Origin of the sequence: Amantichitinum ursilacus (genome assembly GCF_001294205.1) — a bacterium.
In the GTDB taxonomy this organism is placed as follows: Bacteria; Pseudomonadota; Gammaproteobacteria; order Burkholderiales; family Chitinibacteraceae; genus Amantichitinum; species Amantichitinum ursilacus.
The window spans coordinates 25,237-45,117 of sequence record NZ_LAQT01000002.1 but is presented as its reverse complement, the minus strand read 5'-3'; the positions used below and the strand labels follow the sequence as shown (position 1 = coordinate 45,117).

Annotated in this window: 14 protein-coding genes and 1 tRNA gene; 11 read left to right on the top strand and 4 right to left on the bottom strand. The window is 61.6% G+C overall.

The genetic code is table 11. The features are described 5' to 3' along the window. The first annotated feature begins 82 nt into the window (after positions 1-82). From WG78_RS02515 to WG78_RS02500, 4 genes are all read left to right on the top strand, one after another. Positions 83-403, top strand: a complete 321-nt coding sequence (locus WG78_RS02515) for a helix-turn-helix domain-containing protein (RefSeq protein WP_053936631.1) — start codon at positions 83-85, stop codon at positions 401-403. Positions 404-546: 143 nt separating this feature from the next. Continuing rightward, positions 547-2,427, top strand: coding sequence for a methyl-accepting chemotaxis protein (locus WG78_RS02510; protein WP_053936225.1), 1,881 nt, complete (start codon positions 547-549; stop codon positions 2,425-2,427). A gap of 83 nt (positions 2,428-2,510) precedes the next feature. Beyond that, a complete protein-coding gene (locus WG78_RS02505) occupies positions 2,511-3,389 on the top strand; it encodes an HDOD domain-containing protein (protein ID WP_053936224.1) in 879 nt (292 codons plus the stop codon). A 77-nt stretch (positions 3,390-3,466) separates the two neighbouring features. Then, positions 3,467-3,551, top strand: a tRNA-Leu gene (locus WG78_RS02500). Between the two features lie 257 nt (positions 3,552-3,808). On the opposite strand, the gene WG78_RS02495 is transcribed toward WG78_RS02500, so the two are convergent. Together WG78_RS02495 and WG78_RS02490 are read right to left on the bottom strand one after the other, a co-directional pair. Next, positions 3,809-4,573: an FkbM family methyltransferase gene (locus tag WG78_RS02495; RefSeq protein WP_083458729.1), complete on the bottom strand. Its 765-nt coding sequence runs from the start codon at positions 4,571-4,573 to the stop codon at positions 3,809-3,811. A gap of 102 nt (positions 4,574-4,675) precedes the next feature. Beyond that, complete coding sequence (locus WG78_RS02490) at positions 4,676-10,366, bottom strand: autotransporter domain-containing protein (protein WP_053936222.1); 5,691 nt, start codon at positions 10,364-10,366, stop codon at positions 4,676-4,678. 347 nt (positions 10,367-10,713) lie between these two features. Here WG78_RS02490 and WG78_RS02485 point away from each other — a divergent pair, with 347 nt between their 5' ends. Further along, complete coding sequence (locus tag WG78_RS02485) at positions 10,714-11,511, top strand: glycosyltransferase family 2 protein (protein WP_161805058.1); 798 nt, start codon at positions 10,714-10,716, stop codon at positions 11,509-11,511. After that, positions 11,508-12,677, top strand: coding sequence for a glycosyltransferase (locus WG78_RS02480; RefSeq protein ID WP_053936220.1), 1,170 nt, complete (start codon positions 11,508-11,510; stop codon positions 12,675-12,677). The genes WG78_RS02485 and WG78_RS02480 overlap by 4 nt, the downstream gene beginning before the upstream one ends. Before the next feature lie 18 nt (positions 12,678-12,695). Here WG78_RS02480 and WG78_RS02475 read toward each other — a convergent pair whose 3' ends face one another. After that, positions 12,696-13,523, bottom strand: coding sequence for a hypothetical protein (locus tag WG78_RS02475; protein ID WP_053936219.1), 828 nt, complete (start codon positions 13,521-13,523; stop codon positions 12,696-12,698). Positions 13,524-13,588: 65 nt separating this feature from the next. Here WG78_RS02475 and WG78_RS02470 point away from each other — a divergent pair, with 65 nt between their 5' ends. After that, complete coding sequence (locus tag WG78_RS02470) at positions 13,589-14,425, top strand: glycosyltransferase (RefSeq protein WP_083458728.1); 837 nt, start codon at positions 13,589-13,591, stop codon at positions 14,423-14,425. Between the two features lie 187 nt (positions 14,426-14,612). After that, the gene (locus WG78_RS02465; RefSeq protein ID WP_053936217.1) at positions 14,613-15,854 is read left to right on the top strand and encodes an MFS transporter; all 1,242 of its coding nucleotides are present in this window, start codon (positions 14,613-14,615) and stop codon (positions 15,852-15,854) included. Positions 15,855-15,987: 133 nt separating this feature from the next. Here WG78_RS02465 and WG78_RS22290 read toward each other — a convergent pair whose 3' ends face one another. Further along, complete coding sequence (locus WG78_RS22290; RefSeq protein ID WP_053936216.1) at positions 15,988-17,361, bottom strand: carbohydrate-binding protein; 1,374 nt, start codon at positions 17,359-17,361, stop codon at positions 15,988-15,990. Positions 17,362-17,700: 339 nt separating this feature from the next. Here WG78_RS22290 and WG78_RS02455 point away from each other — a divergent pair, with 339 nt between their 5' ends. From WG78_RS02455 to WG78_RS02445, 3 genes are all read left to right on the top strand, one after another. After that, on the top strand, positions 17,701-18,132 hold the full coding sequence (locus tag WG78_RS02455; RefSeq protein WP_053936215.1) for a hypothetical protein: 432 nt from the start codon (positions 17,701-17,703) through the stop codon (positions 18,130-18,132). A gap of 84 nt (positions 18,133-18,216) precedes the next feature. Continuing rightward, a complete protein-coding gene (locus tag WG78_RS02450; protein ID WP_053936214.1) occupies positions 18,217-18,570 on the top strand; it encodes a helix-turn-helix transcriptional regulator in 354 nt (117 codons plus the stop codon). Beyond that, positions 18,567-19,880, top strand: coding sequence for a type II toxin-antitoxin system HipA family toxin (locus WG78_RS02445; RefSeq protein WP_053936213.1), 1,314 nt, complete (start codon positions 18,567-18,569; stop codon positions 19,878-19,880). Before WG78_RS02450 ends, WG78_RS02445 begins: the two co-directional genes overlap by 4 nt. Position 19,881: the final 1 nt, after the last annotated feature.

Below are 19,881 nucleotides of genomic sequence, written 5' to 3'. Positions count from 1 at the left end.
TTTTTTTGCGCGCTGCCGGGGCGGCGAATCAAAACCCTACGCAATTAACGTATAGTTGTGCAGTTATCGCATGGAGCAACGCATGACCCGCAAACGCAATCTGTTCGCCGAACTGAGCGAAGGCTTCGACGCCCTGCAACAGGCGCGCGAAGGCAAGATCACGCTACGGCAACATAAAGCCACCATCATGCCGAAAGCGCCCGAAGTGACGGCCGCCGAGTTGGTGGCATTGCGCCAGCGGTTAAACATGTCGCGCGCGGTGATGGCGCTGCACTTGCGCACTAACGAGCGCACGCTGGAAGGCTGGGAACAAGGCAAAGCCCGGCCCAATGCCCAAGCTGCATTGCTGATCAAACTGGTGGACAAGTTTCCTGACATGTTTGAGCGATTACGCGACCTTTAACTAACCGTGTAGTCTGACGCCTGCTGCAACCTGTTGATTTCATTCGACGAACGGCCATTCTTACGGAATACCCGAATAGCATATCCCAGCGTTAGTGATGTCTAATACAGCCTCCACGCCTTATACATCCGAAGCCTACAAAAATGTCCCTTAAAACCCGATTGCTGTTCGCCGTTGCCTTGCTGGTGGCGGTGGTTATCGCTGTGCTGTCGTCTGTTGCTTACTTCCGTATGAAGAGCGAGATCGTGGCTGGCGCGCGTAATGAAATCCAGGCCTCGGTGCGTGGCAACAGCCAGGCGCTGACGCGCTGGTTTAGCCAGCACCAGGATTCCGTCACCGCCGTGGCGGCCCATCTGGGCGGCGTGGCCGAGCCGATTCCGTTTTTGCAAACCGGCCAGCAAGCCGCCGGGTTTGATCAGCTGTTTATTGGCTATGCCGATAAACGCATGATTTATCACAAGGTAGAAAAACACGCGCCCGAAGGCTACGACCCCACTTCGCGCACCTGGTACAAAAAAGCCGCTGCGGCCAATGCGCCCATCGTGTCCGATCCGTATGTGTTTGCCTCGACCAAAGCGCTGGGCGTGACCTTTGCCGCGCCGGTGCAGGAAAACGGCCAGATGGTGGCCGTGGTCGGCGGCGATGTGGCGCTCGAAGGCGTGATCAAAGTGGTGGGCGGCATCGAACTGCGCGGCAATGGCTATGCATTTCTGGTAACGCAAGACGGCAAGATTGTGGTGCATCCGGCGGCGGAATCCACGCTCAAACCGGTGGGTGACGTGATGCCCGGCCTGACCATGGACGCGCTGACCAAAGCGGTGGCGCAGCATGATCTGGTTGAAATCAAGATTGGCGGCGACGACAAATACGTGACCGCCACCGCTGTACCCGGCACCGACTGGATCATGGGCACCGTCACCGACAAATCAGTGATGCTGGCGCCGCTAAACAGCATGCTGACCATGTTGCTGGTCAGCGGCATTGCCCTGGGCATTATCGCCGTCATCCTGGCTGCCATCGCGCTGACCAGCTTGCTGGGCGGCCTGGTGCGTCTGCGTGATGCCCTCACTGAAATCTCGTCCGGCCATGGCGATCTGACCCGCACCATCCCGGTCACCCATCGCGACGAAATCGGCCTGACCGCTGAAGCGTTCAACCAGTTTGTGAGCAAGCTGCGCGGCATGTTTATTCAGGTGCGCGACAATGCCGTCGAGCTGTCGGGCGGCGTGCAAGATCTGCATAACGTCACCGAGCGCCTGAGCAGCGAATCGCAACGCCAGGCCGACGTATCCAGCGCCACTGCGGCCACCATCGAAGAAATCACGGTCAGCATCAGCCACATCGCCGACGGCGCATCGCAAAGCGAAGCCACTGCCAGCGAAACCGGCGCAGTCAGCCTTAAATCGGCGGGCGAAGTGCAACAACTGGCCACCGATATCGATTCGATCGCCACTTCGGTTGATCACCTGGCCGTCACGCTGGCGGCGCTGGGCGAACGTTCCAGCCAGATCACCAACATCATCGGCGTGATCAAAGAGATTGCCGATCAGACCAACTTGCTGGCGCTCAACGCCGCGATCGAAGCCGCCCGCGCGGGCGAACAAGGCCGCGGTTTTGCCGTGGTGGCCGATGAAGTGCGCAAGCTGGCCGAACGTACCGGCAAAGCCACCGTCGAGATCGGCACGCTGATTGGCCAGACCGATGACCAGATCCAGACCGCGCTGGCCGATATGGACAACACGCGCTCGTCCGTCGCGGGTGGCGTGCAGAAATCGCACGACGTGGCCAACCAGATTGGCCGCATCCACGAGAAGATGGATGAAGTGGTCAGCAGCATTCGCGATATCGCCGATGCCACGCGCGAACAATCGATTGCCACCACTGATATGGCCAAGGCAGCGGAACAGGTTAATCGCCTGTCCACCGAGACCGACGCGGTGGTGCAGCACGCCTCCGGCACGGTAGCCGCGCTGAACCAACGCGCCCGTGCTTTGCACGCTTTGGTTGAGCAATTCCGGCTTTAATATTTGCTTGAAATGTAAGGGGCAGTACACTGGCGGGTGATGCAAATGGCATCACCCGTTTTTTATTGAATTGGCCACCGCACATGACCGACGACCTGACCACCGACACCGCTGATAAAAACAACGACCAGCTAAAGTCGCAACGCTTTGAAATGCTGGAAAGCATCGCCGCAGAACTCTCGGGCGAAGTGGTTTTTCCAACGTGTTTTGATATCGCCATCCGCGTGCGTAACGCCATGCGCGACCCCAATGCGTCGCTGCCCAAAATTGCCGGCGTCATCAAAACCGAACCGCTGGTGGTGGCCAAATTGCTGCGCGCCGCCAATTCCGCCGCACAAGGCAACAACCGCAAGATCACCGATGTGGAAAGCGCCATTGGCCGCCTGGGCATCGATTCGGCGCGCTCGGTCGCATTGGCCACGGCGATGGACCAGTTGCTGCGCTCGCGCGAGCTGGTGGTGTTTTCCAACCTGGCGCGCAACCTGTGGAATCACTCGCTGCTCACCGCCGCCGCCGCGCGCGTGCTGGCGCAAAAGCTGACCCGCGTTAATCCGGACGACGCGCTGCTGGCAGGCCTGATCCATGATCTGGGCGCGTTTTACATGCTGTACCGCGCCGCTAAATACCCCGAACTGGTAGCCCGCCCAACCACTGTGGAGTACCTGATCGCGCAATGGCACGGCAGCATCGGCGAATCGCTGATGTACGCGCTGGACATCCCCGAGCACATCATCGAAGCCACGCGCGAAAACGACAACCCGCGCGACGAAGTGACCGAAGTGCGCAATCTGACCGACGTGTTGTTTGTGGCCAATCTGCTGGCAGGCGGGCTGATTGAAATGGAAAGGCTGGACCTGGGCGAAGTCAAAGGCCGCCCGGAACTGAGCAACCCGCTGTTTACCGGCCAGATGGAAGAAATCAAGGTGGTGCACAAAGAATTGCTGTCGACGTTTTCGATGTAACAGCGCCGGGCGAGAACAAGCGAGCAAGAACCCCTCGCCCAGCCACACCGACCCCTGTTACAATGCGCGACCTCCCCGCCCGGGTGGTGAAATTGGTAAACACAGCGGACTTAAAATCCGCCGGCTTACGCCTTGTCGGTTCAAGTCCGATCCCGGGCACCAGGTCAAATACAACGCAGCACACCGCAGTCCAGAATCCCCCGCCAGGCTTTGCTTTCGGGGGATTTTTGTTTTGGGGCGCTCTGGCGGAACCAGGCCGTTGTGATGCGGAAGACGAATACCGTCGTCTCACGTTCGAAATGAGCAATAGGTTGATATTTCCGACCGCTTTTTATCAATATTTTGATATCTCGCCGCGTTCGCCCAAGCGGTGGGCCTGAAAAGACCTAAGCCTGCGGCAGTCCCTCACACCGCCAAACTCAGGGGCCGCCCAAAGGCAGCAGCACTGCATCGTCCCCATGCACCCCGTCCGGCCGCGCCACGATGCTCGTCTCATCCACCGCCACCCACCGCCCCGTCGCCAGTTCCCGCAAAAACACCCGCCAGTTGCGCGCCAGCCCTTGCAGCACTGCGGGGGTGGCGTGGCGGATTTCGGTCATGATTGCGTAGTTGTCCAGCCCGGCCAGAAAGCGTTGCGCGCCCAGCAGCACAAATGGTTCCACCCCTTCCACATCAATCTTGATGCACGCGCGCCTGGCCGCAGAACCGGCAAAGTACGCATCGAGCATCGTCGTCGGCACCTGCAGCGCCGTAATGCGGTTGCCGCTGCCCGCCGTGCGTGGCAGCGCCAGGGACGATGCGCCGGACCAATCGGCATCGATATTCAGTTGCGCGGTGCCCACCTTCTCGCACACCGCCATCGCCTCGATCGTCACGTTGTTGCGGTACGCCAACGTGGCGCGCAAATACGGCAGCAGCGCCGGGTTGGCTTCGAAGGCGACGATCTGGCCACGAAAGTCGTCAGCAATTTCCAGCAGCATTTCGCCGTAATTGGCGCCGATATCGACGATCAGATCCCAGTCCGCCAGCGCCAGCACATCGCGCCACAGCGCTTGTGCCACCGGACTGAATGGCGCGCCGTTTTGCAGCAGCCGCTGGCCGCGTTGATCGTGCGCATTAACGTACAGCGCGTGGCCATTTAGCGTGATCGAAGCAAAACCGCCGTCCATATCTCCCCGCATCATCAGTGGGCCCGCAAGTCGTGCAGATAAAACGAGGGGCCTGCCTCAATGGCAAGCCCCTCGTGCTGTCTATCAAGTTAGACGATTAAGCGTCAGCCAGCCGCATCAGAACGATTTGCGCAGCTTGACCGACACGGTCTGGTTGTAAAAGTCCTTATGCCCTTCGCCGTCATAACGCGCGGTAATTTCCAGGCCGTTACTGCGATGCAGCACCAGACCCGCGCCGCCGCGGAACAACCATGGCGACGGGTTCAGCCCATACGTCACAAAGGCCGGGCCGCCGCCCACAAACGCCGACGTCACTTGCGCCTGGCGCGCCATCAAGTCATAGCCCGCGCCAAAGTTGGCCGTCCATGACAAATCGTCATTGATGGTCTGGAACAGTTTGGCGTCGGCCGACACGATGAACTCTTGCGTGCTTTGTTCCGCCACGTTCAGGTTCAGGCTGTCTGCGCCGGTTTCGCTATAGCTATCGTTGTGCACGCTGCGGTAATCGGCGCGGATCGACGGGGTGAGATTGGTGTTGGCGTTGTATGCAAACGTCTTGCCCAGGCCCACGCCCGCATGCGCGTTCCAGCCGTTGTAGCTGCTGTCGGCGGTGCGGATCACGTCACCAAAATCAATGCCGCGATTGCCGCTGGTGTGATTGCGGCCGTAGTCAATTTGCCAGCTCAGGTCCGTGGCCGGGGCCAGGCTGTGGCTGCCGTATCCCATTAATTGATAGTTGTTGATGCTGGCCGATTGCGGCGCGTCGGTGCTGGCGCCGCTGACGTGCGTGTGCGCATAGGTAAACGCGATACCGGCGCGGTCTTTGGCGGTGATGCCGCCATCCACACCCACAATCACACCCGCGCTGTCGGCGTCATAACCGGCCACGGCGTCTTCCTGGTCTTGCTTGGCCCACGATCCAAACGGTTTCACCCACATTTGCCGGTCGGTGACATAGCCATCACCTGCCGACAAACCGCGGTTGCTTTCCTCACGCGCCTGGATCACGCGGTCGGTCAGGTTCAGCGTCATGGCGGTGGCGCTGGACGTCCCACCCGCCACCAGCGGCACCATTTGATGCACGGCTTTGTTGATGTCGGCATCGTTGGTCAGTTGGCCCAACTGGCTGATCACGTGGTTCATGTCATCGCTGCCGCCACCGTTGCTGATGATGGCATCCAGCGCACCCGCCACCCCGCCCGCCGCGCCGCTGTTGGGGCTGTTGTTGACCACGGTTTGCACTTGCACGCCGCGCTTCACGTTCAGATCCACGTTATTGCCGTCGATAACGCCTTCAAAGTCGAACAGCACGCTGTTGTCGGTCACGTTAAATGTGGAGGCAGTCAGCCCGCTTGAAGTAATCACGCCCGGCAATACGCCGCCTTTAACCAGTGTCGCGCCTTGCGTCACATCCACCGCGATATTGGCGTTGGCCGGCAAGCTGGCAGTGCCCGTCACATGCAACTGGCCGTATTGCGTGGGCGACGTGGCTTCCATGCTGTAGACACCACCCGCTTGCTGCACGTAATTGCCGGTCAGCGTAATCGGCGTGGCCGAGCGCACATCCAGCGTGCCGCTGTTGGTCAGCGTGCCGGTCAGGTTGTGGCGTGCGTTCAGCAAGCCATCGCTGCTGATATTGATGGCGTTGGCGGCCAGCGTGTTCTCGGTGGTGTAAGTGCCGTTGACGTTGATGGCCGAAGCGCCACCGCCATCCGCCACCGCGCCGGTCACGCGCGAACCGTTAACCAGATTCAGCACGCCGCCATTCAGCGTCAGGCCGCTGTCGATCAGCGCCGAGTTGTTGACCGTGCCCGCCACGTTAAACACGCTGCCCGCCACGGTGTTCTTGACGTTGAAAACACCCCCGCTGGCCACGTCCAGATTGCCCACGTTGATGGTGTTTTCAGTGCCGAACGTTCCGTTGATCTGCACGGTGCCGGGGCCGCTGATGGCGCCGGTTACGCGGCTGCCCAGGCCATTCAGCGCCAGCACGCTGCCGCTTTGCGCCGTCACCGCGCCATTGATCACCGCCGTGTTCTGCACATTGCCCGCGTTAACCAGCGCGCCGGTCAGATCATCATCCAGCGTCAGCGTGGCCGGTGCGGCCACGTTAACGGTGCCCGCCGTGATGGTGCCTTCCGAGGCGAAATTGCCATTGACGTTAACTACGCCGCCGCCGGTGATATTGCCGGTAACGCGCGCATCAGCGTCCAGGTTCAGCGTGCCGTTGTTGCCCACGGTGGGCGCGGTGATGGTATCCACCACTTCCAGCGTGCCGCCCGAGCCGACATTGACTGCGCCCACGTTGATCAGGCCCGTGTTGATATAGCTGCCATTCACGTTAACGGTGGAGCCCGCGCCGGTAATGTCGCCTTCGACCACGGCATTGTTGCCATCCAGATTAAGCACGCTGCCCGCCGCACCCACCACGCCCACGCCCAGCGTGCCGCTATTGTTGATGGTGCCCGCGTTAGCAATCGGGCCAGCGGCAAACACCGCGTTGTTGTTGGTTAAGGTACCGGCGTTGCTGATGGTGCCGGTGGTAGTAACGGCGTTGTTTACCATCAGCGCACCACCGCTGTTCACGTTAAGCGTGCCGGTGTCGATGGTGTTTTCAGTGGCGAAAGTGCCGTTGACGTTAACGGTGGAACCGGTGCCGGTTATCGCGCCCGTTACGCGCCCGCTGGGGCCGTTCAGGTTCAGCGTGCTGTTGGCCAGCTCCACCGCGCCGTTCAGCACGCCGCTGTTGGTCACCGTGGTCGGCGTAGTCGGGTTGCTGATCAGGATGGCTTGCGGCGCGTTGATGGTGCCGGTGTTGATGATGCCGCCGCTGATGGTGGAGGCATCCACCGCAATGCCGGTCTGCCCGGCCGTGATGGTGCCGTTGTTGGTCAGCGTGCCGCTGATAGTGGTCGGATCGATGCTGATGCCGGTGCCGTTAACGGACGTGATCTGGCCGGAGCTGATCACATTGCCGTTGATGGTGGCGTCGATCAAGCGCACGCCGTAGCTGTCCCCGCTGATGCTGGCGCTGTTGCCGGTGCTGCTCAGATCGCCATTCAGCGTGGAGTTGCGGAAATACACGCCCGTATCATCGCCCGCCAGGCTGCCGGTGTTGCTGATGCCGGTGCCGATGGTGGCCGCGCCGTTGACCGACAATGCGGTCGGGCCGCTCACGCTGCCCGCATTCTGCACGCCGCCTGCCAGCGTGGCGTCGTTGATGTCGATGCCGCCCGCGTCCCCGGCGATATGGCCGGTGCTGCTGTTGATAATCGCTGCCGCCGTGCTGCCGCCATGCAGATCAATGCCACGGCCGCCTTCCCCGCCGCCTTGCAGCGATCCCGAGTTGCTGATCTGGCCAGTCACGCTGGAACTGCTCACTTCGATGGCCGACGCTTGCGTGGCCACCACCTGCCCGCTGTTGATCAGATTGCCAGTGACAGTACTGCCGCCGCCCACAAAGATACCGCCGCCATACCCGGCCGAGCCAAAGGTCACCAAGCCTTCGTTGTTGATATCGCCCGTCACATTGGCATTGCTGTTGACGTCGATACCCAGCGAATCCGCCTTGATCTGGCCGCTGGCGGTGTTGTGGATACCGCCCGCACCGATCACGCCGCCATCCAGATAAATGCCTTCCGAGCCGGTGTTAAGCGTGCCGCTGTTGCTGATGCCTTGGGCGATGCTGCTGCCGTCATGCACATAAATGCCATATGCCACCTGGGCGTTGCCCGCGCCGTGCGCATTGACGGTGCCGCTGTTCACCAGCGCGCCGGTCAGCGTGGCCTGGTCCAGATTGATGCCGCTGTTATTGATGGCATCCAGCGTGCCGCTGTTGGTGACATTGCCGTTGACGGTGGAATGGTTCAGCGCCAGCGCGTCGCCCGCGGCGTTGATGGTGCCGCTGTTCAGCACATTGCCCGTTACGGTTGAGTTGGTATCGATGCTGAACCCGCCGCCATCCACGTCGCCGTTAACGCGGTTGATATGGCCCGCGTTGATGACATCGCCGACCACCGTGCTGCCGGTCAACTGCAAACCGTAGCCGTTGGCATTGATGGCGCTGCCGCTGCCCAGGTTGATGCCGCCCGCCAGAATGTGGCTGTTGTTGGCGATAACGACGCCGCTATTGCCGCCGGTATTGATCACGCCGTTATTGACCACGCCATTGCCGACAGTGCTGTTGTTGACGTTGATGCCGGTGCCCACCAATGAGGTCAGCGTGCCGCCCGTAGAACCCACCTGGCCATCCACCGTGGCCGTGGCGATATTGATGGCGTTGGCGTACTGGCCCGAATCCGGCGTAGACACGCTGCCGCCGGTGTTCAGCACCGAACCATGCACGTTAGACGTATCGATATTGATATTGCCGCCGTACTCGCCGTTGTTGTTGTGCAGCGTGCCGGCATTGGTAATGTCGCCGGTCACGACGGAATTGCCCACCACATCAATTGCCGCGCCCGACGCTGCGATATCCGCGCCTTGGGCCACGGTAATGCCGCCCGTGGTGACCGTGGCGTGATTCAGTTCGATACCGGCCATGGCCGAAGTCATCGCGCCACTGTTGCTGATCCCCGACGCCACGGTGCTGTTGTCCACCTGGATGCCATAGGCGGCGGTATAGGTATTCGCGCCCAGTGCGTTGATGGTGCCCGCGTTGCTGATGCTGCCCACCTGGCTGCTGCCGGTAATGCTGATGCCCGAATCGCTATCGCTGTTCAGCGTGCCGCCGAGGTCATTGCGCACCGCGCCCGTCACCGTGCTGTTCACCACGGCAATGGCATTGCCGACGGCTGCATTGCCGCCGCCGGGCGTGGCGTTGATGGTGCCGGTGTTGATCAGGTTGCCGCTGATAATCGACGTGCTGATGCCGATGCCGCCGCCATAGTTGGCCGGGCCGACATTGATTTGCCCGCCATTCTTGACGTCGCCCGTGACCGCAGATCCGGCGACGTTAATGCCCAGGCCGTTGGCGTTGATGATGGAGGTGGGGCCGGCGGTAATGCCGCCGTTCTGGATCGTGGCGCCATTGGTCACCAGGATGCCGTCCCCTGCGGCATCGATGGTGCCGTTATTAACGATGCCACCGCCCGATGTGCTGCCATCCAGCCCGATGCCGCTGGAGGTATTGGGCTGCGTCGCCCCGCTGGCCACGATATGGCCCGAGTTGGTAATGGTGCCCGTCACCGTGCTGTTGTTGGCCACGCTGACCGCCACACCCTGGCCGCGCGTAATGCTGCCCTGCGCGCCGTTAACGATGCTGCCGGTAATCACGCCGCTGGTGACGCTGATGCCGCCGCCATCCGAAGTCTGGCCGCCGTAGCTGTTAACCATCGTGCCGTTGTTGTAAATGCCGCCGGTAATGTTGGTGCCGGTCACCTCGATGCCCAGGCCCGTGGTGCCGATGGTGCCGGTATTGCTGATGCCCTCGGTGGTCACTGCGCCACCGTTAATCACGCGGATACCGACGCCGCCCACACTGATCGAGCCGGCGTTGTTAACGCTGCTGGCCTGGCCGCCATCCAGCAAGATGCCATCGCCAAACGCCGTAATCTGCCCGGTGCTGCTACTGGAAACATGGCCGGTGAGAACGCCATTAATGACCACAGCATTGGTCAGCGCATTAAGCAATGCGCCGTTATTGTCGATGCTGGTGGCGGTTACGCCGTTGGACAAATGCACCAGCGGAGACGCGCTATACCATCCGCCCCCCTGGCTGATGACCACGGCCTCGCCGCTGTCGACTTCGCAACCGGTGCCGGAATTAACGGCGGTGGTGCAGGTGGCCAATGCCTGTGCGCCCGCCAAACCAAAGCATGCGGCGGAAAGGGCAAGGGCAAGTTGAGAAGGCCTTGGCTGGCGGATTTTTGTAGACATGAGTAAGCGCCTCTTTCGGACTAAGCGGGAAGATTTGCGCCCATAACAAGCAGCTCGGCCGCGCGCCAGGCGGGGTCGGACCGCAATGATCGTTACGATCTGATAATTGTTCTGCTCACCCAATATAGAGGTCGGAAACCGCGCCACCGCCACGTTTGTCGGGAACTGACACGGCTGTAGGTCAATGCCGACGCGCTTACCCTGCCGTGGCTGACGCGGCAAACCAGGCACCCTCCACTATGCTGGGAGCATCGCAAAATCCTGTGGCGGGCCCCGCTTTGCTGACTTTTGTAACCACGTGCAAAGGCCGTCTCAGCCATTTGCAACTCACGCTGCCGACGTGGCTGGCGCAACGCGACTGCGCCGTCATCGTGGTGGATTACGGCTGCCCCGATGGCGCGGGCGACTGGGTGGCGGCGCACCATCCGCAGGTAGCGGTGGTGCGCGTTAACGACGACGCCAGCTTTTGTCTGGCGCGCGCACGCAATGCCGCGCTGCCCCATATCCGCACCGATTGGGTGTGCTTTATCGATGCCGATATCCGTGTCACCGGCGATCTGGCGGGCTGGTTTGCCGAACAGCCCAACCCGGCCGGCTTTTACCGGCCCGATCCCTTTGATTTTGATACCGGCGGTACCGTGCTGTGTCGCGTGCAAGACGTGCAACGCGCCGGCGGCTACGACGAATTGATCCGCGGTTATGGCGGCGAAGACACCGATCTGTACGCGCGCCTGTTGCGTATCGGCGTGCCGCGGCGCGCGTTTAACGGCGCGTGGCTGGCGCCGATACGCCACGATACCGAAGCGCGCCTGCGCTTCTACCAAGACAAGGATCTGGAACAACATCGACGATTGTTTCTGCTGTACCGGACCATCAAGCTGGATCTGATCGATCTGCATAAACGCATGCTCAGCGCCGACGAACTGCGCACGATATTTGGCCTGGCGCAGCAAGCGCTGGCGGCTAACGCGCCGCTGTCGATCAAGCTGGGCGAACAACCCGAATTTCCCGCCTTTGGGGGCTTCAGCCTGCAGCGCAGCCTGGTCTACAACCTCACAGCTCGGCAAACACCATGAGCCGCATCCTGTTTGCGTGGGAACTGGGCGACAACCACGGCCATCTGTGGCGCTTGTTGCCGATTGCCTTGGCGGCGCGCGCGCAAGGCCATGACATCAGCTTTGCCCTGCGCGCCATGCGCAGCGCGCAACGTTATCTAACGCCGCGTAGCGTGCCGTTTATGGCCTGCCCCAATCCGTATGACGTGCCCGCGCTGGGGCGCGACCCGTCCACCTATGCTGACGTGCTGGCGCTGAACGGCGCCACCGATGTGGATTTGCTCGGCGGCATGGTGCGCGGCTGGCGGCAGTTATATCAGCTGGTCAAGCCCGACGTGGTGGTCATCGACCATGCGCCGACGGCCTTGATGGCCAGCCGCGTGGCGGGCATACGCAGCGTGCAGATCGGCACCGGCTTTGCCATCCCGCCCAGCCTGATGCCCGCACCGTGCTACCGCGCCTGGGACAGCGATATCGAGGCGCGGCAACACACTCAGGCGGCGGTGGAGCACGCTGTGGCCAGCGTCTGCGAAATGCCCTTGTCCACCGCCTTGCAAGCCGACCATACCCGCTTGTTATCGCTACCCGAACTCGACCATTACGCCACGGTGCGCCCCGCTGGCGCGCTGTTTCTCGGTGGCATGCCGCAGCCGCCCGCAGGCCAGGCGGTGCAATGGCATACCGACAAAACCCACATCCTGGTTTATTTGCAGAACGGGGACTGGCTGGGCACGGTGCTGGAAGGCCTGGTCAATAGCGAAGCCGAGGTCATCGCCGTCGTCCCCGGTATTGCGTTGGCGCAGGCGGCGCAGTTTCCGGAATTGCGCATCTACACGCAGCCGGTGCAGCTGGAGCCCTTGTTGCCGCGCTGCGATCTGATCATCAGCCACGGCGGCCACGGCACCGCGCTGAATGCCTTGCGCGCCGGCGTGCCGCTGCTGATGTTGCCGCAGCATATGGAACAACTGCTGGTGACCGAACGTGTGGCCGTCGCTGGCGCGGGGCTGGGCGTGTTTCCCACTCACATCGAAAGCAGCTTTGAACACGTGCTGTTTACGCTGCTGATGTCGCCGCAATATCGCGCCGCTGCGCAACAAGTGGCCGCGCGTTACGCCGAATGGCGCGATGAATTTGCGCTGCAACAGATGTTGGCGGTGCTCAACACGGCGTGCGCCGAGGCGGCGTGAATGACCGCTTCATTCGCGTCAGGCGTCGTCGCGCCGTCCCCACGCTTCGTTGTCGGTTTTGATCGGGTGATACAGCAGATTGGGCAATTCAAAACTGGCCGGGTCTTCATGAAAATACGCGGGCCGCGCTGGCCGCCACACATAAGTGCCGGGCGCGAGAAAGGGCGCGCTGGGCGTATTCAGATAATTGCGCGCCAGCCGCTGTCCGGGCCGCCGCGCCAGATCCAGCGTACGCAAGCCGCACACGGCGGCCACGGTGGGCAGGATGAATTCGTAATGCCCCGCCCAGGCCGGGTCGGCCACAGCGTGCTGGTAGGCCAGCGCCAGGGTTCTGGAAACGCGAATCAGTGGATGAAAACCGCGGCAAAACAAATGCGGGTCCACCGCTGCGGGCGCGCTGACTTGCTGCCAATGAAACCACTCGATATCACGATCCCGCGGGCGCAAGGACGAGCTCAGCAAATCAGCCGGCTCGGCATGGTACTGGCTGAACAGATCGGCCCAGTTGCCGGCGAAATCGACGTCGTATTCCATAAACCACACCTGCGGCTGCGGCAGCGCCAGCAAACAAGGCAGCATGGCGGCATCCAGCAAACCGCGCTGCACGCCGTCGTTGCGCAGCATTTGCGCATGGCGCTGTGGCAATACCGTGGCCGGGTCGGCGATGGCCAGATCGCTGTCCAGATCGACAAAGCGGCTGCGGTTAAACACCAGCCGCCATTGCACCCACGGCGCGCTCTCGGCGGCCAGCCGCGCAAAATGCCCGCGCACGCGCGGGGTATCGATATGCGAAAAAAACACGCCACCGGCGCGCTGATCGGGCAAAGGGGGTTGCGGCACAGTCATCGGGCTTATCACACACGGCGGATTGGGCGGGCTAATGGCAACAGCATAGCGGCTGGCGGCGCAGCATGACGCGCATTTCCGTAGTGATGGCCACTTATCAAGGCACCGCCTTCCTGCCCCAGCAACTGGTTAGTCTGGCGCAACAAACGCGGCTGCCCGATGAATTGATCATTGCGGATGACGCGTCCAGCGACGGCAGTCTCGACATCGCCAAAAGCGTGGCGCTGCCGTTTACCGTGCATTACTTTCGCCAGGCGCAACGTGTGGGCTACGCACATAACTTTGCCGCTGCGGCGGGCCAGGCGCGCGGTGATCTGATCTTGTTTTGCGATCAGGATGATGTGTGGTTGCCGCACAAGATTGCGCAGATCGAGGCACAGGCGGCGACGTCGTCCGCGCAGGTGTTTACGCATGATCTGAGCTGGTTTAGCGCCGAGCGCCCCGCCGCCATTCCATCCTATTTTGCTTATCTCAACCAACTTGGGCTGGACCGCGCGGTGTGCCTGAAAGGCTGCGCGCTGGCGGTGCGCGCCGAATTCATCGCGCAACATGGCTGGCCCGACCCGGCGGCACAAATGCCGCATGATTTCTGGTTTGCCTTTCTGGGCACGGCGCTGCAACAACGCGCGTTTATCGATCCGCCGCTGCTGCGCCATCGCATGCATGGCGGCAACGCCTCGGCATGGTTGCCGCAATGGGCTGATCTGCAATTTCTGCGGCCCGAACAACTGGCCCATACCAGCGCCGTCGCGCAATTGATCGACCTGTGCATCAAGCCGCGCACCGTGCGCTGGATTGCGCCCTTGCTCGAAACCCTGGGGCGCATCGATACGCCCGCCGCCCACGCCGCCATCGCACTGTTGCAATCCCAGCGCGCCAGACTGGGTGATCCCCCGCCCTGAACCAATCGTCCCCGTGGCAAAAAAACGCGTGCTGCGCTGCGCAAAATGCGGTTTCGCATGATACCGTCGGCCTATCCACTGACCCCGCCGCTGATGACGCGTTAGCCAAGGCTTGCGCCCGGTTTCACCCGAGCGCCATAACACTTGCGCAACGCCGTTTCCCGTCAGCAAATCCACGAGACATTTGATGGAATCGAAGATTGACCCCCTTGATCATGAGCTTGCCGCCCACCCCGCCCACACCACGACCGCTCTGGTCCAGCCACCGCATGGTCTGGCGCTTGCCGAGCTGGCACTGGCGGTGGGCGGCTTTGCCATTGGCACAGCCGAATTTGCCGCCATGGGCATCCTCCCCGAAGTCGCCAGCGACCTGCACGTAACCATCCCCGAAGCCGGCCACATGATCAGCGCCTATGCGTTGGGCGTGGTGGTGGGCGCGCCGCTGATCACCATCCTGCTGGCGCGCATGCCGCGCCGCGCTTTGCTGATCGTGCTGATGTTGCTCTACGCCGTGGGCAACGGCGCCACCGCGTTGTTGCACCACTATGGCCTGATGCTGGTCAGCCGCTTTGTGGCTGGCTTGCCGCATGGCGCGTACTTTGGCCTGGCCGCCCTGGCCGCCGCCGCGCTGGTGCCGCCGCATAAACGCGGCGCGGCCATCGGCAAAGTGATGCTGGGCTTGAGCGTCGCTAACGTCATCGGCGTGCCCGCTGCCACCTGGTTGGGCCAGGCGCTGGGTTGGCAGGCGTGCTTTGCCGGCGTGGCGCTGATTGCCTTGTTCACCGCAGGCATGATCGCGTACACCGTGCCGCCGTTGCCGATGGCGCGCAAAGCCAGTCCGCTAACCGAACTGGGCGCGTTCAAACGTCCGCAAGTGTTGTTGACGCTGCTGGCCTGCGCCATCGGCTTTGGTGGCATCTTTTCGGTGTACAGCTATGTGGCCTCCACACTGACCCAGGTCACCGGCATGAGCGCGCAACACGTGCCGTTTGCGCTGGGTTTATTGGGCGTCGGCATGATCGTCGGCAACATCGCTTGCGGCTGGTTTGCCGACCGCTGGCTGGAACGCACGATGCTGGGCTGGTACGGCTTTACGGTGGTGATGCTGCTGGTATTCGTGGTGGCTGCGCCGCATTTGTGGGCGGTGCTGCCAGTGCTGTTTGGCATCGGCGTGGCGTCGGCATGTAACCCGGCGTTCCAGTCCCGGCTGATGGATGTGGCAGGCGACGCGCAATCGCTGGCGGCGGCGCTGAACCACAGCGCATTCAATATCGCCAATGCGCTGGGCGCGTGGCTGGGCGGCATGGCGATTGCGGCGGGTCTGGGCTGGACCTCGACGGGCTGGGTGGGCGCGATCCTGGCAGTGCTGGGGATCGTTGTGGTGCTGTGGTCGTTTGGACTGGAACGGCGCACGCTGCAGACCGCTTAAAACGCTTTTTCCTGCTATTTATGCGAGTAACCGCGCTTAAATAGTGGGATTTCGATAGTTATAGGCGCAAATAAATCACCCGGCCAAAGCCGGGTGTTTTGCATTACAGCGACCGATCTGAACGCCGGGTCGATTACGGATTAACCAACGGCTTCATCTGATTGGCAAACGGCCAGCCTTGCGCGTAATCGGTATCAATCTGCCAATCGAACACACCCAGGGTGGCCGGATACGCCGCCTTGATGGCATTCCACGTGCTGGTGGCCTGGCCGATGCTCATATAGTTGGTCACGCCCGGGTTAACACCAAAGCCAACCACCACATGGCTGGGGCCCAGCAACGTCATCCAGGTTGCGATATTGCTCTGGACATAGCTCGGGTCCGCCAGGTTGGGGCCGTCGTAGTACTGCGGCGCGCAATAATCCAGCGCGTTGCCCTGCAGCAGTTGCTGGCAGAAGGTCTGGTCCACCGCACTCCACGGCGCGGGTGCGGACGTGATGATAAAGCCCGGCCAACGCGCCTTCAGTTGCTGGCCGATCCACACCATTTCGCTGGTATTGGGGTTGTCGGACGCCTCGTAATTGTCCCAATCAATCCCGTCAAAACCGCCCAACTGGCTGTAGATGCTGATGATGCTGTTTACAAACGCCTGCGAGCGCGCGCGGGTTTCAAAGGTGACGTTCTCGTTAGCCCCGCCAATGCTGAGGATCACCTTGCGCCCTTGTGCGCGCACCGTGGCGATATCGGCCACCAGATTGGCGGCGGCGGTGGCGTTCTCAGGCGCAATCCATTCCACTGCGCCCGTACTGCCGGGCTGGCCCCCCACCGGCGTGGCGGCAAACAGATAGATCACGTTGTAGTTGGTGTTCACGTTGGCAACGCGCACCTGATCGCTTAGCCAACGCGGCCAGTAGCCGCCCACCACATGCGCGGGCAAGCCGCCGGAAGGCGTCGGGGTGGGCGTCGCGCTGCCACAAGTGGTTTGCGCCCAGTAATAGGTGCTGATGGTGGGATTGGTGGCGTCGCTGCCATTGGTGCCGACGGCTTTTTCCAGATAGTAGAGGCCGTTGGGCGTGTATTTGACGATGGTGCCCAGCGGATAGTTAACGCCCGCAGTCCACACCACGTAGTTGCACGACGCGCTGGGCGTGGGTGCTGGCGTGGGCGCGGGCGTCGGCTTGGGCGTCGGCGCCGGGGTCGGCGCGGGGGTGGGCGCAGGCGTCGGCTTGGGGGTCGGCGCTGGCGTGGGGGCTGGCGTCGGCGTGGCGCTACCGGTATCCACGCCCAGATCTTTCCAGAGCGAGCCCGCCGTCACTGCCGGATTCCAGCCCGCACCCACATAAGCCGTATGCGCAATCAGCGCCTGATAATCATGGCCGTTGTAGCTGACGATGGTGCCCACGGCATACGTGGTGCCTTCTTGCCATGCCGGATAAGTGGCCGCGCTGGCATACGCGGCGGTTACGGCCAGCGCAGCGCTGACCATCCATAGTTTGCTGTGTTGCATCTGTCCACATCCTCAGGTTGGGTTAAGCCCACGGGCGATGGCGCGCCGAATCGGCCTTTGCGGCTCTAGGGGGCTGCGGGGCGTCTTTTGTATCCCGTGGCTGGATACTAGCTTGCAGATTCTGTAATCCCAATGCCGCTCAGGCGGCAAATCGGGCCGCCAGGCATGCCAAGGCGCTGTAACGTGGAGAATGGGCGGACCAGAAAACGTTGATAACGAGGTGGCTCATTAAAGCTTTCTGCTAGAAACCTTTAATACGCACCACGCATTTGCAGGGTTTGTGGCATCTCGACGTTAAAACAGGTCAAATCACGTTTCCCCGACGACCGAAGATTTGCCATGTACTCACGCCGCACTTTCGTCACCAGCCTCACCCTGTTGGCCGCCCTTGCGCTGGCCGGTTGTGCCGATTCCGGCAACGCCGACCCCAAGGTCTATCACAAGCTCGAAATCCGGCTGGATAAAAGCCTGAAAGAAGCCAGCGACATCCACTGGAGCTACGGCCCCGATGTGCCCGCGGGTTATATCGCCAGTGCGCGCGATATCAACAACTTTGAAAACCACTTTGCACCGATGCGGATTCCGGACGAATTCAGCATCAGCTGGCAAACGCCCGATGGTGTTAAACACAGCGCACGCGCACCGGTAAAAGGCCATCTGCCCAAATCAGCCAGCGAACGCGTGGTGGGCATCCTGGTGTTTTACGACCATATCGAAGGCTATCTGGTGGAGCGCGGTGCATTGGGCGAGCAGGAATGGCGGTTTTATTGAGCGCTGCAGAGCAAATACCCGTAACTGGTAATTTACTGCGTGTTATAGTGCATTAGCCCCATAACCCGTGGTATTTCAATTTTTATGGACATCTTCGAACTGGGTGCGGCGCTGAAAGCCGCGCGCATCGCAACGGAAATCACACAAGCCGAACTGGCTGCCCGTACCGGCGTCAGCCTGTCGACCATCTCGGCGCTGGAACGCGGCAGCCTGGGCGAAATCGGCGCCAGCAAACTCGGCCAGCTGTTTCGCGCCACCAATATGGAATTGACCGTCAAGCCGCGCGGCCAGCGCCGTACGTTGGACGACGCGTACGAAGAACGACGACTGCGCATGGCCAACGGCGGCACGCTGCAAGAGCCCGGCACGCTGTATCAGCGCGGCAGCGCCAACCCGCGCCAGCGCGTACGTAAAAGCAAGAAGGACGCGGCCGAATGAGCGACAGACTGGATGTGTATGTCAATGACACCCTGGTGGGCTGGCTGGCGGATTCAGCCCAGGGTTTTGCCTTCAGCTATCTGCGCGACACCCATCCGGCCAATCTGATTTCATTGCTGATGCCGGTACGCCCGACCCCCTACGTCAGCCCACGGGATCTGGCCCCGATTTTCCAGATGAATTTGCCCGAAGGTTATCAAAAGACGGTGCTGCAGCAACGCTTGGGCGGCCTGGCCCGGCTCACTGATTGGGGTTTGCTCGAGATCACCGGCAACGCACAGATCGGGCGCAATCGCGTGGTGCCCGCCGAGCTGGACCCACACGCCCCGCATCTGCCAATTGATCTGGCGCGCCTGTTGGCCAGCCCCGATTCGCAAAATGCACTGCTGGCGCAAATTGCCACTCACCCGCTAAAAGGTATTTCCGGCGTCATGCCCAAAGCGCTGGGCGAAGGCGATAAAGCGGCGATGCCGTTTGATGACTTCATCCTCAAGACGGGTTCACACGACTATAGCGGTCTGGCCATCAACGAATATCTGTGCCTGCAGGTAGCGCGCGCCGCAGGGCTGGATGTGCCGGCGGCCAGCTTGTCGGAGGACGGCCAGGTGCTTGCCGTCGCGCGCTTTGATAAGGCCGCCAACGGCTTGCGCCTGGGCTTTGAAGACTTCTGCGCGTTGGCAGGTTTCAGTCCGTTGGAAAAATACGATTCCTCGCTCGAACACATCGCCAATCTGCACAAGGAATACGTCGGCGAAGCCCACCTGTACGCCAGCTCGCTTCGTTTGTTGACGCTGTGCCTGGTCAATTACGCGCTTCAGAATGGCGATGCGCATCTGAAGAACTTTGCGCTGGTCTATACCTGCCAGGAAGATGCGAGGCTGGCGCCCGCGTATGACATCGTCACCACGACAGCGCATATTACGACCGATGCGCCAGCGCTCACGTTGGAAGGTCGCAAAACCTGGTGGCCTGGCAAGGGCATGGAACGGTTGGCGCAGCGACTGGCTCTGGCGCCCACCGATCTGGCCGCTGCTATCGCGCGCGTGCAAAACGCCATCGACGCGACCGTGCCCCAGTTGGAGGCGATGATTGCGCGCTATCCCGATACCTTCCGTGAAACCGGCAAGCGCATGCTTGTCGCGTGGGCGGAGGGCAAAGCGGCCATCGCCGGCGGCAAGCGCATGGGCCGGGCGACCAGACAACAAATACTGGCCGAACACAAACTGTCGGATGCCAAGCCCAAGCGCGCAAAAGCCAACCCTTATGTTGATCAGGATTCGGCGTTCTCTACCAAGCCCGGCTCGCGTTAAG